This window comes from Pectobacterium peruviense, from assembly GCF_002847345.1.
Lineage (GTDB): Bacteria > Pseudomonadota > Gammaproteobacteria > Enterobacterales > Enterobacteriaceae > Pectobacterium > Pectobacterium peruviense.
Genome location: NZ_LXFV01000016.1, coordinates 65,990 through 81,965 on the forward strand (window position 1 = coordinate 65,990; position 15,976 = coordinate 81,965).

Consider the following 15,976-nt stretch of genomic DNA (forward strand, 5'->3'; position numbering starts at 1 on the left):
GGAGTCCCTAGGAGCTTACATCAGTAAGTGACTGGGGTGACAAATCTGCTGGGAGCAGATTTGAACGCTGCTTGCAGCGGCCCTTCAGGGCGAGGCCCACGACGGGCCGAGTATTTAAGGGCAGCCAACGAGCCTGTAACTCGAAAGATGAAGGGTATATACTGTTGCCATGAATTTTCTTGCCCACCTTCATCTGGCCACGCTGGCCGACAGCTCCCTGTTAGGTAATCTGATGGCGGACTTTGTTCGCGGCAACCCACAGGACAGCTACGCTGACGAGATCGTCGCGGGTATCCGTCTGCATCGCCGCGTTGACTCACTGACCGACAGCCTGCCGGAAGTCAAACAGGCGCGTCAGTATTTCAGTGATGAATTCCGCCGCGTCGCCCCCATCACGCTCGATGTCTTGTGGGATCACTATCTTGCACGTCACTGGCTACAGTTGGTGCCGGACACGCCTTTACAGACCTTTATCGACGGCGCGCAATCACAAATCGAGCCCCATCTGGCGCAAACCCCTGAACGCTTTCAGAACCTGAATCTCTATTTGTGGCCGGAACGTTGGATGACGCGCTATGCGGAATTGCCGTTTATCGCCGATGTGTTGCACAGAATGTCGGTGCGCCGTCCGAAGCTGGCCGCACTGTCCGGTTCTTTTCAGGATATCGAGCTGCACTATCACCAATTTGAAATACTCTTCTGGCAATTTTATCCACGCATGATGCAGCTAGCGAAAACGCAGCAGCTGTGAGTTCATAACTTTTCCGTTTTTCTACGCAACCTATTGTCCTTTCAATTAAAAGGGTTAATGTGGTTTCTTGAAAGGAAATAGCGATGAGTTCAATAGACAAAAGCTATCTCATTGATTGGTCTCTTTGCCTGTATTCACTCAAGCAGAATCCCTATACTGATCGCTGTCTTTTACATCCTCCGATTATTAACCGCTATCTACAGGAGTAATTATGGTCCTGGTAACTCGTCAAGCCCCAGACTTCACCGCAGCTGCCGTTTTAGGCAGTGGCGAAATCGTCGAAAATTTCAACCTGAAGAAGCACATCAACGGTAAAGCTGCCGTGATTTTCTTCTGGCCGATGGACTTCACCTTCGTTTGTCCATCAGAACTGATTGCTTTCGATCACCGCTATGCCGAGTTCAAAAAGCGTGGCGTAGAAGTGGTTGGTATTTCCTTCGACTCCGAGTTTGTTCACAACGCATGGCGTAAAACCCCTGTGGATAAAGGCGGCATCGGTGAAGTGCAATACGCGATGGTTGCTGACATTAAGCGTGAAATTCAGAAGGCCTACGGCATTGAGCACCCAGAAGCCGGTGTTGCACTGCGTGGTTCTTTCCTGATCGACAAAAACGGCGTGGTTCGCCACCAGGTGGTGAACGATCTGCCGCTGGGTCGTAACATCGATGAAATGCTGCGTACCGTTGACGCACTGCAATTCCACGAAGAGCACGGCGAAGTGTGTCCTGCACAGTGGGAAAAAGGAAAATCAGGTATGGGCGCATCACCAGATGGCGTAGCAAAATACCTGTCTGAGAACGCAGACAAGCTGTAATCCCATCCTTGCCCTCATGGGTAATGTGATAATCAAGCCAGTTGCTATGCGACTGGCTTTTTCTTTGTCAGTAGTTTCCCACTAATCATTTTCTTCACTACTCATCTTCCACACGCTATCCCAAATAATACAAAAGGTTGACTAGGAGCGCTAAATCCTTAGCCTTAATGCCACATCGTGTTAACGCACGACAGATTGATGGAATAAAAGGAGAACGCATGCAACAAAACCTCGCGCTGTGGTTGAGAGAAGCAGACATACAACACGCTGGCATCATTGCATTACTGATTGTTCTTGGGCTGATATTGCTCATTTCTGCCGTCATTCACCTGATTTTGCATCAGGTTGTGCTGAAAGGAATGGTTCTGCGTTCACTCAATAAGCCAGGAAAGACAGAAGGCCACGGGTGGAAACAGGCGCTGACGCAACACAACCTGTTTAACCGGCTGGCCTTCTTACTACAGGGGGTAATTCTCAATATTCAGGTCTTTGTGTGGCTTCCCGCGCAAAGTGAAACCCGTGAAGCGCTCATCATCTGCTCCCAAGTGTGGATTATGATTTTTGCGCTGCTGTCTCTCTTCTCGCTACTCGATGTGCTGCTCAATGTGTCCGCCCGAACCAAGGTCGCTGCGCAGCTGCCGCTGCGCGGTATCTTCCAGAGCCTGAAACTGATCGCCACTATCGTCATCAGCATCATGGTGGTGTCACTGCTCATAGGGAAATCACCACTGATTCTGATTAGTGGTTTAGGTGCGATGGCCGCTGTGCTGATGTTGGTGTTCAAAGATCCGATCATGGGGCTAGTCGCAGGCATCCAGCTTTCCGCCAACGACATGCTAACACTGGGTGACTGGCTCGAAATGCCGAAATATGGCGCTGATGGTGCCGTCATCGACATCGGGCTGACGACGGTAAAAGTGAAAAACTGGGACAATACCGTCACCACCATTCCCACCTACTCGCTAGTGTCCGATTCCTTCAAGAACTGGCGTTCGATGTCAGAATCTGGGGGACGGCGCATCAAGCGTAGTATCAATATCGATACCACCAGCGTGCATTTCATGACGGAAGACGAGCAGGTACGATTGCTGCGCAGCAAGTTACTATCGGCTTATATTCAGAGCAAGAAGAGCGAGTTAGATCAGCACAATGCGCAGTCCGATTCCGACCTGACATCACCACTGAACGGCCGTCGCCTGACAAATCTGGGGACGTTCCGCGCCTACCTTCAGGTTTACCTACGCACCCATCCGGGGATTCATAAAGGAATGACGCTAATGGTACGGCAGCTTGCGCCAACGTCTGAAGGGGTACCGCTGGAAATTTACGCGTTTACCAACACCACCGCCTGGGTTGATTACGAAAGTATCCAGTCTGATATTTTCGACCATATCTTTGCAATATTACCGGAGTTCGATCTCCGTATTCATCAAACACCAACTGGCCACGATATGCGGATAATGGGACAGCAGATGACGACTCCGAAAGCCTAGAATCGGCTAAAAAAAGCGCTCTGTTCTGAGCGCTTCCTCTGATAGCAAGCGGCTAGCTTAATTCTGTGCAGCCACCGCGCTCTGACGCTTTTTCTTCCAGACATAGCCCACTAAAAGCACCAATATCCAGACGATGCCGACATACAGTGATATGCGGGTATCCGGGAAGTAGCCAATCAAACCGATGATGAAGAACAGGAAGACGATACCGAACACGGAGGTTGCGATCCCCCCACGCAGCGGGAATGCCAATGCCTTCACTTCATCAGGGCTCAGGCGGCGGCGGAATGCGATCTGAGAGAACAGAATCATGATCCACACCCACACCGTCGCAAAGGTGGCCAGTGAAGCAATCACCAGGAATACTTTGCCAGGCATAATGTAATTCAGGTACACCGCCACCAGCAGTGCCATCATCATCACAACGACCGTTACCCACGGGATACCACGTTTGGAAACACGACTAAACACCTTCGGTGCATGACCCTGCTCTGCCATCCCGTGCAGCATACGGCCTACGCCGAATACATCACTGTTAATCGCCGACAGAGAAGCAGTAATCACAACAAAGTTCAGAATGCCTGCCGCCGCTGTAATACCCATATGCTGGAACGTCAGTACAAACGGGCTCCCATTGGTGCCTACCTGATTCCACGGGTAAATCGACATAATGACGAACAGCGTGCCGACATAGAACACCAGAATACGCCACGGTACAGAGTTAATCGCACGAGGGATGGATTTATGCGGGTCTTTGGCCTCACCGGCGGTGATCCCGATGATCTCCACGCCGCCATATGCAAACATCACGAGTTGTAGCGATAGAATCATCCCCATCACCCCGTTACTGAAGAACCCGCCATTAGTCCACAGATTATGGATGCCGGTGGGTTTGCCACCGTTGCCAATACCCCAGATAATGATGCCGATCCCGGCAGCAATCATGATGATTATGGTAGCCACTTTGAAGAAAGAGAGCCAAAACTCCAGTTCGCCAAAGGCTTTCACATTCATCAGGTTGATAGCACCAATGATAAGCACCACGCTCAAGACCCATACCCAGTGCGGCACAGCAGGGAACCAGACGCCCATATAAATGCCAAACGCGGTCACATCAGCAATGGCGACAATCAGCATCTCAAAGCAGTAGGTCCAGCCAGTGACATACCCCGCCAACGGCCCGAGATAATCCTGCGCATAGCGAGAAAAAGAGCTGGACTGCGGGTTATGCACCGACATTTCGCCCAGTGCACGCATGATGATATACGCGACAATCCCACCGATCAGATAAGCCAGCAATACACTGGGACCAGCCATTTGGATCGCGCTAGCGGAACCATAAAACAGACCGGTTCCGATCGCCGAACCAAGGGCGATAAAGCGGATATGCCGCGTGCTTAACCCACGCTTGAGCTTGGAGGATGGTTGTTCCATTGATAAGCAACCCTGTCTTATAAAAGAAAAACTTACAAAAAGAAAAACCACAGGCAAATACCTGTGGTGCAGAAACCCAACGCTGTGCTGGAACAGTAGGATATCCCTACCACCCCAGCGCGATCAGGTATGAACGATATTATTGATGTACCGTAACTTCCTGACGACCACATAGTCTGTCGTAAATCACTGCAACCAGTAAAACCAGCAGTGACGGTGGCAGCCAGGCCAACCCTTGCTCACTCAGCGGCAGGTTGAGGCTCCACTCTGGCAACAGCGATTTGAAAGCCGACGATTTTATACCATCAATCATGCCAAATAACAGGCTGACTAGCATGACGGGGGCCACAATACGTGAAGCGCTATTCCACCAACGCAGCGTAAAACTCAGTAAAACCAGAATGATACACGGTGGATAAATTGCAGTCAGCACAGGAATGGAAAGTTGAATCAGGTGGCTCAATCCAAGGTTGGACACCACCATTGAGAACGCCCCAAGAACAAATACCAGCGTGCGATAGGACAGCGGCAGATATTGTGCAAAGAATTCAGCACACGCACAGGTCAACCCCACCGCCGTCACCAAACACGCGATAAAGATTAACAACGCCAGGAAGCTGCTTCCCATGTTACCGAACGTGTGTTGCACATAAGCGTGGAGAATCTCAGCCCCATTCAGTGCCTGCGGCGCCAGTTCACCGCTGACAGAACCGAGCTGGAACAGGCTCAAATAGACCAGTGTCAGACCAATGCCCGCAATTAACCCAGCCCACACGGTGTAACGCGTCAGCAGCACTGAACTCGTCACTCCACGCGAACGTGCCGCATTGACGATCACGATACCAAATACCATCGCACCCAGCGTATCCATCGTCAGATAGCCGTTAACGAAGCCATTGGAGAACGGCAGATGCTCATACGCTTCTGTTGCAGGAATCGGCGTACCCGCAGGCCACAGCACCGCAGCAATACCCAGTACCGCCAAAGCAATAATCTTCAACGGCGCCAGCACATGGCCGACCGTATCCAGCAGTTTGCCCGGGTACAGGGAAATGCCGATGACGATAGCAAAATAGATCAGGCTGTAAATGAGAAGTGGAGCAGCGCCATTACCGACCAAAGGAGCCAGACCGACTTCAAACGAGACGGTTGCCGTGCGCGGCGTCGCGAACAGCGGCCCAACAGCCAGATAGCACACGGTGGCCAAGACCACACCGGCCTTTTTGCCAATTGGCGAGCTTAGCGCATCAACGCCGCCGCCGACTCGGGCAAGAGCGATCACAGTCAGCACAGGTAGGCCAACCGCCGTCAACAGGAAGCCGATTGCCGCAGTCCAAACATGCTCTCCAGCCTGCAATCCCACCATAGGCGGGAAAATAATATTTCCGGCCCCCACGAATAAAGCAAAGGTCATAAAACCTAATGCCACAATATCTTTGGAAGTTAAACGATGACTCATAGTGATGTCGTGTTGCCTGTATCAAATCGATAAAAAGAAAATCGTGTCGTTTATCGCCGCCAGAAGCCGTTCACAAATGAGTAGCCCGAAGCATGATGCCAACACTCTGGCGACGCGAAAGATGGTGAGCATAGAAGAGTTATTTTTTGCACAGCCATATTGGGTGCTAAGTAAACCGTTTATAGCGTAAAAAGACAAGCGGAGATCCAAAAACCAGAGTATCTAGCCTATTTACACTAAAAAATAAGAATATAAATTGGTTTATCATGATTTGCATAACACATGATTTGCGCATTTATCGATATTTCATTGCAATAAAACTGACAAAATCTGGCATAAAATGCGTCGTTCGATCATAAAAAAACATATTGCACAAAAACGTCGCAGGTAGAAAGCAGGATAATGGCCACAAAAAAGGCCGGATCGCATGATCCAGCCTCTGTATATCCATTATAGGGATAAGGTTACCTCATCGGTGTCACCAGACGCGATTGGCGATATCCACGACAAGCTTCAACTTATTCCACTGCTGATCTTCCGTCAGGCTGTTGCCCTCTTCCGTTGAAGCAAAACCACACTGCGGGCTCAGACAAATCTGGCTGAGATCGACATATTTTGCCGCTTCCGCGATACGCGCCTGTACGACTTCAGCCTCTTCCAGCTCGCCGTTCTTCGTGGTGATCAGTCCCAGCACAACCTGCTGATGGCCCGGCTTAACAAAACGCAGCGGCTCAAACCCACCCGCTCGCTCAGTATCGTATTCCAGGAAGAATGCATCGACATTCACTTCCCCAAACAGAATTTCTGCAACAGGCTCATATCCGCCTTCAGAAATCCAGGTCGAACGGAAATTGCCACGACAAACGTGCAAGCCGATAACCAGATCGGCAGGTTTATCAGCCAGTGCTTTATTCAGTACGTCGGCATAGGTACGTGCCAGCTGTGCAGGATCTTCACCACGTTCACGGATCTGGCGTTTTTGATCGTCAGAGCACAGGTAGGCCCACACGGTGTCATCCAGTTGCAGGAAGCGACAGCCTGCATCATAAAATGCGTGAATCGCATCGCGCCAGGTTTGCGCCAGATCGTCGAAGTAGTCGGCTAGATCGGGATAAACCGTCGCATCAATCGCTTTTCGTCCACCGCGGAAATGCATCACGCTCGGGCTAGGAATCGTCATTTTAGCGACTGCATCGCCAGAGATACTGTTCAAGTAGCGGAAATGATCGAGCATCGGGTGCTGAGGGTTAAAACTCACTTTATCCACGACACGAATCGCATGGGATTTGGTCTGAATACCATTGAATTGAATACCCTGATCGGCTTCATAGCGTTCTACACCGTGCAAATCAGCAAAAAAGTCAAAGTGCCACCATGCACGGCGCAACTCACCGTCCGTCACAACCTGCAAGCCAGCTTCACGCTGCTTTTCTACCACCCGCAGAATCTCACGATCTTCAATATTCCGCAGCGCGACATCATCAATCTCGCCCGCCTGATGCTGAAGACGCGCCTGCTTAATCGCAGCCGGACGCAAGAAACTGCCGACGATATCGGCACGGAAAGGGGATAAGGTGTTCGCCATATGTCGCTCCTGACATGTTGTCAGCACTCACCTTCATGAAAGAAGCGTGCTGACAGATAGTTTCAATATGAAATATTTACCCAGAGGGATAGTTACATTTAATCTTATTTAGCCATCTGGACGTCTAAATTTAAAACTATCCTGTCACGTAGCGAATCGCAGGGCAATAGAAGAATTTTCACATCACGTGAATAAAATTCATATGACGTGAAAATATTGCCAAGTCGTAATGGGGAAAGGAATTATTCAGGCAGGCCAATCTGTTGACGCGCCTGACGACGCGTTTCTTCCGGCAGCGGCAAATAGCCATCCTGATTCACCAGCGATTGTCCCGTTTCGGACAGCACGCGCGCCAAAAATGCCGCCGTCAGCGCCTCCAGCGGTTGTCCGGGAGCTTTGTTTACATAGATGTAGAGATAACGGGTATAGGGATACAATCCACTGCGAATATTTTCAGTCGAGGGATAAATGTAGTCAGTGCCTTGCGCGGCGAGTGGCAACATTTTTACACCGCTGGAACGAAAACCCACGCTGGCATAGCCGATCGCATCGGTTGATGCAGCAACCGCCTGCACAACGGACGCCGAACCGGGCAGCTCATTGACTTGAGGAAGAAAATCGCCGCGGCATAGCGCTTTTTGCTTAAAGAACCCATAGGTTCCCGATGCTGAATTGCGCCCATAGCGCAGTAGCGTGCGCTTTTCCCAACTACCGCGTAGCCCAAGATCGCCCCAGTGTTTTATCGGCTGATGGTTACCGCAGCGCTGCGTGATCGAAAAGATAGCGTCCAGCTGTGACAAATTCAGCCCTGACAGAGGGTTATCCTGATTAACCAACACAACCAGCGCATCCATTGCCACCGGCACCGCCAGCGGCGGATAGCCATAATGCTGGACGAATGCCTCAATTTCGCTGGCCTTCATCGCCCGGCTCATTGGCCCAAGCTGCGCGGCTCCTGATGCCAGAGACGTTGGCGCGGAGGATGACCCAGCGGCCTGAATCTGTAAATTCACGTTCGGATAATGCTGGCTGAAATCCGCCGCCCAAAAGGCCATCAGGTTAGCCAGCGTATCCGACCCCGCGCTGGAGAGGTTACCCGCCAGCATCTGGCGAGGCTGCGCGAAGCAAAACGCGCTGAGCAGCAATAAAAAAACGCTCGCAATACGTATGGCGGACTTCATGGATAGCATTTTCCGTCAGGCTGAAGGTTTCACCGTATTTTCAGCCAGAGAGGTAGGGACAATCAACCGATTCGGCAACGTAAAGACAAAACGTGACCCCAGACCATCCTCACTCATGATTTCCAAACGGGAATCATGATGACTAAGCGCATGCTTAACAATCGCTAGCCCCAGCCCGCTGCCACCCGTCTGTCGCGAGCGCGCTTTATCCACGCGATAAAAACGTTCAGTCAGACGCGGCAAATGCTCGGCGGCAATCCCCGGCCCGTTATCGCTGACCTGAAATTGCGCACCTTGTGGGATCTTCTGCCAGCAGACTTCGATACGTGTTCCCTCTGGCGTATGGTTGACCGCGTTATACACCAGATTAGATACCGCGCTGCGCAGCTGTTCTTCGTTGCCAAACACACGGAGATTTTCATTCACACGAAAGACGATTTCATGACGCCCCTGACTCAGGGTCTGCGCTTCACGCTGCAACACGCGCAGCATCAGTGGAATATCGACTTTTTCATTCAGATCGATCGCCGTCGCCGCTTCAATGCGGGACAACGTCAGCAGTTGTTTAACCAGCCCGTCCATGCGTCGGGTCTGCTCCTGCATGGTACTCAACGCTTTCCCGCGTAGCGCCGCATCCAGCGTTTCTTCCTGCATCATTTCCAGATAGCCCTGCAACACCGTCAGCGGGGTTCTCAGCTCATGACTTACATTGGCAAAAAAGTTACGTCTGGCACCTTCGAGCTGGTGCATTTGCGTAATATCACGCACCACCATCAGCAGCTGCCCTTCAGAATAAGGCATCACGCGGAATTCAACATGGTGGGAATTATTCAATTGCAACGTGAGAGGACGGCTAAAATCCTGTCCTTTCATGTAATTCGTAAATTCAGGATAGCGCAATAAGTTGAGGATATTCTGACCGTTATCTTCCGGCCAGCGGAAATTGAGCAGGTGCTGCGCCAGATGGTTACACCAGAAGATCGTCCCCTCTTCGGTGGTGATCACCACGGCATCCGGCAAGGATTCAGCACCGCTGCGAAACCGCTTGATCAGGAGCGCCAGTTCCCGGCGTCGGCGTCGGTTACGCAACTGCATCTGATAGAGCCCGTAAAACAGCGGCTCCCAGCTCCAGCGACCGGGCGGCGGCGTCATACTGCGGTCAACCCACAGCCAATAAGAAAGTTTGAGCTGGTTATAAAAATTCCAGCAAAGCAGGCCTAAAACGGCGACCAGCAGAAACCAGGGCAGATAGCCAAAAATCAGCCCCAGCAGTAGCGCGGGTAAACAAAAAAAAGCTAGCTCCAATGCCAGCCTTTTCCAGGATAAACGTTCTAGCACGTTAGTGTTTCTCCGGTTACGACCACCTCAGTAACGCGTTGAAAAACGGTAGCCCGTTCCCCGAACGGTTTGCACCATTTTGTCATGTCCGCTGGTTTCCAGCGCTTTACGCAGGCGACGAATATGGACGTCGACAGTACGATCTTCAACATAAACGTTAGTGCCCCAAACGTGATTCAGCAACTGCTCCCGGCTATAAACACGTTCAGGATGCGTCATAAAGAAATGCAGCAGTTTAAATTCCGTCGGCCCCATATCCAAGGCGTGCTCTTCGGTCGTCACACGATGCGACGAAGGGTCGAGACTCAGGCCGCGCATTTCAATCACTTCTTCCACCGCCATCGGTGAAATTCGGCGCATAACGGCTTTGATACGCGCTACTAATTCTTTAGGTGAAAACGGCTTAGTAATGTAATCATCCGCCCCTACTTCAAGCCCACGCACGCGGTCTTCTTCTTCGCCACGCGCGGTCAACATCATTACCGGAATATCACGCGTCAGTGCTTCGCGCTTCATATGCTTGATGAATTGCAGGCCCGAACCTCCTGGCAGCATCCAGTCCAATAACACCAGTTCAGGGAAAGGCTCTGACAGTTGCGTTACCGCGCTGTCATAATCTTCGGCTTCAACTGGTTGATAACCATTTTGTTCCAGTACAAAGCAGACCATTTCACGAATTGGTGCTTCATCTTCCACGACTAATATGCGTTTTGCCATTGTTAATCCTGTCGTTAATCATCGTCGCTGTTAGCAGGCGAAAGGCATTATGCGTCAGTTTTATGACAGATTTATGAAAAACGCACTGCCCTCCGTCGCATGATGTTACAGCGCGTACATCCTATTTTTCGAGCCGCTTTCCAAAGTCTTGATTCCACCGCGACAGCCGTCATCCCTGCTATATATAATCATGGCATTACGGTGACAAAGCACCATCGCGACGACACACCATTCCACATAATGGACAATGACAACGTCATCCAACGCCGCACGGCATGAATATCGAGAGAGCACGATGCGCATTATCCACACCGCCGATTGGCATTTAGGGCAATATTTTTATACCAAAAGCCGCGCTGCTGAGCATCAGGCTTTTCTGCATTGGCTTATCGCTCAGGTGGAACACCACCACGTCGATGCCATTATAGTCGCAGGCGATATTTTTGATAACGGTTCGCCTCCCAGCTATGCGCGGGAAATGTATTATAGCTTCGTGGTAGAACTACAGCGCACAGGCTGCCAGCTTGTCATTCTCGGCGGCAACCATGATTCCGTCGCGATGCTGAATGAATCCCGCGGTTTGCTGGCCTGCCTGAATACGCGGGTGATTGCCTGCGCCAGCGACGATCCTGCCCAGCAGGTGCTCCTGCTGGAAAACCGTCAGCGGCAGCCCGGCGCCCTGCTCTGTGCGATTCCTTTTTTACGTCCGCGCGATGTACTAACCAGCAAAGCCGGACAATCCGGTGATGAAAAACAGCTCGCGCTACAGGAAGCGATTACCGCGCATTACCAGCAGTGTTACCAGTTGGCTTGCCAAAAGCGCGGTGAGCTTGGCCTGCCGCTACCAATTATTGCAACCGGTCATCTGACGACGATTGGTGCAACCGCTTCGGAATCCGTGCGCGATATCTACATTGGTACGCTCGATGCCTTCCCTGCTCAGGCTTTTCCCCCTGCGGATTACATTGCACTTGGGCATATTCACCGCCCGCAGCGCGTGACCCAAAGTGAGCACATTCGCTACAGCGGCTCCCCCATTCCGCTGAGTTTTGATGAACTCGGCAGCGAGAAATCCGTTTGTCTGGTCAGTTTTATACCCGATGAGCCGCCGAAAATAGATCTACTGCCCATTCCCGTAACCCAGCCGATGCAGTTGATTAAAGGCAGTCTGAGTGACATTGAACAACAGCTGTCCGCCTTCGAGAACTATCAGGGCGATAAACCCGTGTGGCTGGATATCGAACTCAGCACGCAGGATTATCTGAGCGACATGCAAAAGCGCGTTCAGGCGATGACCGAGAATCTGCCCGTTGAGGTACTGCTGCTGCGCCGCACGCGCGAACAGCGTTTGCAGGCGATTACTCGTCAGGACAAGGAAACGCTAAACGAATTGAGCGTACATGACGTTTTTGAACGTCGTCTGGCAACGGAGACAGAAATGGAAGACGGTCGCCAACAGCGTGTGCGCACGCTGTTTAATCAGGTTATTGATGAATTGGAAAATAGCGAGTCTGCCGAATGAAAATCCTCAGTCTGCGCTTAAAGAATCTCAACGCGCTGAAAGGCGAATGGAAGATCGACTTCACGCAGGAGCCATTTTCCAGCAACGGCTTGTTTGCGATTACCGGCCCAACAGGCGCGGGAAAAACTACGCTGCTGGATGCCATCTGTCTGGCGCTTTATCACGAGACACCACGGTTGGGTCAGCTTTCCGCTGGTAATAATGACCTGATGACCCGCAACACGGCAGAGTGTCTCGCCGAAGTAGAGTTTGAAGTTAAAGGCGTCGGATATCGCGCCTTCTGGAGCCAGCGTCGGGCTAGAAATTCGCCGGATGGTAATTTACAGGCCCCCAAGGCCGAACTCGCCCTCATTGAAAGTGGCAAAATCCTGTGTGAAAAGCTCAATGATAAGAAAGAGATGACCACGCAGCTCACTGGACTGGATTTTGGCCGTTTTACACGATCTATGATGTTGTCGCAGGGGCAATTTGCCGCGTTCCTCAACGCAAAAGCAGACGACAGAGCGGAACTACTGGAAGAACTAACCGGTACGGATATTTACGGACTGATTTCCGAACGCGTCTATGAAAAACACAAACAGGCAACCGTAGCACTGAGCACGCTACAGGCGCGCGCGTCAGGTATTCAACTGTTGACCGATGAGCAGCGTCAGCAGGTAGAAACACAGCTTGCCGAGCTGCTCCAGCAAGAGCAACAGGGCAACGCCGAGCGTGAGCAAGCACTGACTACGCTACGCTGGTTTGAGCAATTGACGCTGCGGCAAACGCAGCTCACCAACACGCAGGCACAACACGCGAGCGCCGAATCAGCCATTCAGCAGGCCAAGCCGCAGCTCGACAAGTTAGCCACCAGCGAACCGGCAGAAAAACTGAGGCCGCTACATCAGGAACGAGAGCGGAATCGGCAGGAATCCCTTACGCTCGTCCAGCAGATTGAACAACTGACTGAGAAACAGAGCGCAGAACAGTTGGCTTTGACAACGTTACACCAGCAGGAAGAAAAGGCAGATCAGGACGTTAATGGGCATAAACAGGAACGTCAGAAACAAGAGTTGTTGATCAACGAACAGGTTGTTCCGCTTGACCATCGTATTGCCACGTTGGAGCAGCAAAAAGCCCAGCAGCAGGACGAGCTGGAAAAAACACAGCGTCGCCTGCAAACGGACGAAAGCAAACAAACACAGATCGCGATGGAGCAACAGCAGGCCAAACAACTGCTTGAACAAATCCAGTCTTACCGTCAGCAACACGCGCATCATCAGCAGTGGGGAGAACAACTTCCTCTGTGGCGCACACAGTTTCGGCAGTTGCGCCAGCTTCAGGACGATCAGCAGAAGCTGAGCCAAAAACAGATACAGCACACCGAACTGTCGACAGCGCTCCAGCAAGAGACTGCAACGCTGGCAGCACAACAGCGTGAACAACAAACGGTCGTTGATGCCGCGCGCGAGTTGTTCACACATCACGATGAGACACGGAAAAATCAGGAAACTCAGCAGCCGCTTTCCGCCTTGCACCAGCGGTTTCATCAACTCATCGACCAGCGAACCGTACGCCAACAGCTCGCGGCAATCAGCGACCAGTTCCAGCGTCTTTACGCCCGTAAACAGCAGCACCTCATCAGACAAGATGAGATACAAGGGCATATCAGCCAGTCAGAAGCCTTAAAGAAACAGCAACAGTCTGAGTACGAGCAACGCACCCAGCATCTGATCGATCTGGAAACCATGTGCCGGCAGGAAGAACGGATCGTTAAGCTGGAAGCTGAACGGCAACGGTTACAGGCTGGCGATCCTTGCCCGTTGTGCGGTTCGACCGAGCATCCGGCGATTGAACGCTATCAGGCGCTGCAACCATCCGAAACTCAACGTCGCCTGACGGCGCTACAGCAGGAAGTAAGCCAATTAGCAACGGCACTGGCGAATACGACTGCACGGCTGGCCTCGCTAGAGCAGCAGCGGGAACAACGGCAACAGGATATCGCTCAGAACGATGGCGAACATCAAACGCTGTTGCAACAGTGGCAAGATGTCAGTGAGCGCTTACAAGTTAACTATACGCTGGAACAGCAGGACGAGGTTGCTGCCTGGTTTGCACAACGCGAGGCCGAAGAACAGGATATTCGCCAGCAGATTAGTACGCGTGAACAACAGCAAAAGCAGTGGCAGGAAAGTAAGGATTCACTGACAACTAATGAGGCATTGCTGCGGGAACTCGACCAAAAAATTGCGTTGAATACCCAGCAACAGACCTCGCTACGCGTTGCACAGGAAGAAACCGCACAGTCACTGCAAAGCGTGCAGCAGCAGCTCACGCAGTACGCTCAGGAAATCACGCAGGCGCTGGCAAATGCAGGTCTTATTTTGCCGGAAGATGACGCTCAGGATGGCTGGTTGGTTCAGCGCGAGAGCGAATGGCAAGACTGGAAAACCAGAGAACAGGAGCAGTCTCGCTTAATCCCTAGGTTAGCCACGCTGGAAAGCGATGTTCAGCATCTGAATCACAGCATGATCGAGGCAAAGCAGCTACTACAGGCGCAGCAACAGCAGTTGGAACAGCACAACAACGCACTCAACACGAGCCAACAAGCGCGGCTAGCACTGTTCGGCGACAGGAAAACAGCGGATGTGCGTGAACAGCTGCAACGGAGCAGCCAGCAGTATGACGACGCGCTCCGGTTAGCCCAGTCGGCACGTCAGCACGCAGAAACAACGTTGAGCCGCCTGACGGGAGAACTGACCCGCACACAGCAACAATATGAACAGAGCACGCACCAACGTGATAGTGCGACTGAACGGTTTACTCAGGCTTTGCAGCAAAGTGCTTTTGCTGATGAAACCGCCTTCCTGAATGCGCTGCTTGATGAACAGGAACGGCAGACCCTGCAAGCATTGAAAGAGAAGCTGTACCAGAGCTTGCAGCAGGCAGCAGCGCTTCACCAGCAGGCTGAACAGGCATTACTTGAGCTGCAACAAAAACGGCCTGCATCTCTACCAGAAGAAGCAACGCGGGAATTGGTACAACAGCAGCTGTCAGAACAGGACGAAGCGCTGAAAACCAACCTGCGGCAACAGGGGGAATTCCAACGTCAGCTATCTGACGATCGGCAACAGCGCCAGAACCAACAGGCCTTGCTTAACGAGATCGCCCAAAGCCAGCAAATGTGTGACGACTGGGATGCGTTAAACTCGCTGATCGGTTCAAGTAAAGGGGATAAATTCCGCAAGTTTGCTCAGGGGCTAACGTTGGATCATCTGATCTACCTCGCCAATCTCCAGCTTTCACGCCTGCACGATCGTTATCAGCTAAAACGTAAGCCCGGTGGCGAGCTGGAACTTCTGGTGATGGATACCTGGCAGGCAGATGCCGAGCGCGACACAAAAACGCTATCCGGCGGCGAGAGTTTTCTGGTGAGTTTGTCGCTGGCGTTGGCGCTATCCGATCTGGTCAGCCATAGAGCCAGCATCGACTCTCTGTTTCTGGATGAAGGCTTCGGTACGCTGGATGCCGAAACGCTGGATATCGCGCTGGATGCGCTCGATAACCTCAACGCCTCCGGTAAAACCATCGGCGTCATCAGTCATGTCGAAGCCATGAAAGAGCGAATTCCAGTACAGATCAAAGTGCAGAAAGTTAACGGGCTGGGCGTCAGCAGACTGGCACCGCAGTACGCCGTTTAGCC

General features: G+C 51.9%; 11 protein-coding genes. 5 read left to right on the forward strand and 6 right to left on the reverse strand.

Features of this window, described 5'->3' with window-relative positions; translation table 11 throughout:
• Nucleotides 1-169: 169 nt before the first annotated feature.
• From A0G03_RS13655 to A0G03_RS13665, 3 genes are all read left to right on the forward strand, one after another.
• Nucleotides 170-751: an acyl carrier protein phosphodiesterase gene (locus A0G03_RS13655; RefSeq protein WP_048259110.1), complete on the forward strand. Its 582-nt coding sequence runs from the start codon at nucleotides 170-172 to the stop codon at nucleotides 749-751.
• A gap of 211 nt (nucleotides 752-962) precedes the next feature.
• Nucleotides 963-1,565: a peroxiredoxin C gene (locus A0G03_RS13660; protein WP_048259109.1), complete on the forward strand. Its 603-nt coding sequence runs from the start codon at nucleotides 963-965 to the stop codon at nucleotides 1,563-1,565.
• A gap of 218 nt (nucleotides 1,566-1,783) precedes the next feature.
• On the forward strand, nucleotides 1,784-3,058 hold the full coding sequence (locus A0G03_RS13665) for a mechanosensitive ion channel family protein (protein WP_048259108.1): 1,275 nt from the start codon (nucleotides 1,784-1,786) through the stop codon (nucleotides 3,056-3,058).
• Between the two features lie 57 nt (nucleotides 3,059-3,115).
• Here A0G03_RS13665 and proY read toward each other — a convergent pair whose 3' ends face one another.
• The 6 genes from proY to phoB form a co-directional block, all read right to left on the reverse strand.
• Complete coding sequence (proY, locus tag A0G03_RS13670) at nucleotides 3,116-4,492, reverse strand: proline-specific permease ProY (RefSeq protein WP_048259107.1); 1,377 nt, start codon at nucleotides 4,490-4,492, stop codon at nucleotides 3,116-3,118.
• Between the two features lie 139 nt (nucleotides 4,493-4,631).
• A complete protein-coding gene (gene brnQ / locus A0G03_RS13675) occupies nucleotides 4,632-5,951 on the reverse strand; it encodes a branched-chain amino acid transport system II carrier protein (protein WP_048259106.1) in 1,320 nt (439 codons plus the stop codon).
• A 478-nt stretch (nucleotides 5,952-6,429) separates the two neighbouring features.
• The gene (locus A0G03_RS13680) at nucleotides 6,430-7,536 is read right to left on the reverse strand and encodes a cobalamin-independent methionine synthase II family protein (protein ID WP_048259105.1); all 1,107 of its coding nucleotides are present in this window, start codon (nucleotides 7,534-7,536) and stop codon (nucleotides 6,430-6,432) included.
• Between the two features lie 242 nt (nucleotides 7,537-7,778).
• Nucleotides 7,779-8,717 (reverse strand): PstS family phosphate ABC transporter substrate-binding protein, encoded by a 939-nt coding sequence (locus A0G03_RS13685; RefSeq protein WP_048259104.1) that lies wholly within the window; start codon nucleotides 8,715-8,717, stop codon nucleotides 7,779-7,781.
• A 15-nt stretch (nucleotides 8,718-8,732) separates the two neighbouring features.
• Nucleotides 8,733-10,055 (reverse strand): phosphate regulon sensor histidine kinase PhoR, encoded by a 1,323-nt coding sequence (gene phoR / locus A0G03_RS13690; protein WP_048259103.1) that lies wholly within the window; start codon nucleotides 10,053-10,055, stop codon nucleotides 8,733-8,735.
• Nucleotides 10,056-10,082: 27 nt separating this feature from the next.
• On the reverse strand, nucleotides 10,083-10,772 hold the full coding sequence (phoB, locus tag A0G03_RS13695) for a phosphate response regulator transcription factor PhoB (protein WP_005975981.1): 690 nt from the start codon (nucleotides 10,770-10,772) through the stop codon (nucleotides 10,083-10,085).
• Nucleotides 10,773-11,067: 295 nt separating this feature from the next.
• Here phoB and sbcD point away from each other — a divergent pair, with 295 nt between their 5' ends.
• Nucleotides 11,068-12,294 (forward strand): exonuclease subunit SbcD, encoded by a 1,227-nt coding sequence (gene sbcD / locus A0G03_RS13700; RefSeq protein ID WP_048259102.1) that lies wholly within the window; start codon nucleotides 11,068-11,070, stop codon nucleotides 12,292-12,294.
• Nucleotides 12,291-15,974 (forward strand): AAA family ATPase, encoded by a 3,684-nt coding sequence (locus A0G03_RS13705; protein WP_048259101.1) that lies wholly within the window; start codon nucleotides 12,291-12,293, stop codon nucleotides 15,972-15,974. The genes sbcD and A0G03_RS13705 overlap by 4 nt, the downstream gene beginning before the upstream one ends.
• Nucleotides 15,975-15,976: the final 2 nt, after the last annotated feature.

Coding starts and splice junctions, on each gene's coding strand:
- A0G03_RS13655 (WP_048259110.1), top strand. CDS start 170: ATGAATTTTCTTGCCCACCTTCATCTGGCCACGCTGGCCGACAGCTCC.
- A0G03_RS13660 (WP_048259109.1), top strand. CDS start 963: ATGGTCCTGGTAACTCGTCAAGCCCCAGACTTCACCGCAGCTGCCGTT.
- A0G03_RS13665 (WP_048259108.1), top strand. CDS start 1,784: ATGCAACAAAACCTCGCGCTGTGGTTGAGAGAAGCAGACATACAACAC.
- proY (WP_048259107.1), bottom strand. CDS start 4,492: ATGGAACAACCATCCTCCAAGCTCAAGCGTGGGTTAAGCACGCGGCAT.
- brnQ (WP_048259106.1), bottom strand. CDS start 5,951: ATGAGTCATCGTTTAACTTCCAAAGATATTGTGGCATTAGGTTTTATG.
- A0G03_RS13680 (WP_048259105.1), bottom strand. CDS start 7,536: ATGGCGAACACCTTATCCCCTTTCCGTGCCGATATCGTCGGCAGTTTC.
- A0G03_RS13685 (WP_048259104.1), bottom strand. CDS start 8,717: ATGAAGTCCGCCATACGTATTGCGAGCGTTTTTTTATTGCTGCTCAGC.
- phoB (WP_005975981.1), bottom strand. CDS start 10,772: ATGGCAAAACGCATATTAGTCGTGGAAGATGAAGCACCAATTCGTGAA.
- sbcD (WP_048259102.1), top strand. CDS start 11,068: ATGCGCATTATCCACACCGCCGATTGGCATTTAGGGCAATATTTTTAT.
- A0G03_RS13705 (WP_048259101.1), top strand. CDS start 12,291: ATGAAAATCCTCAGTCTGCGCTTAAAGAATCTCAACGCGCTGAAAGGC.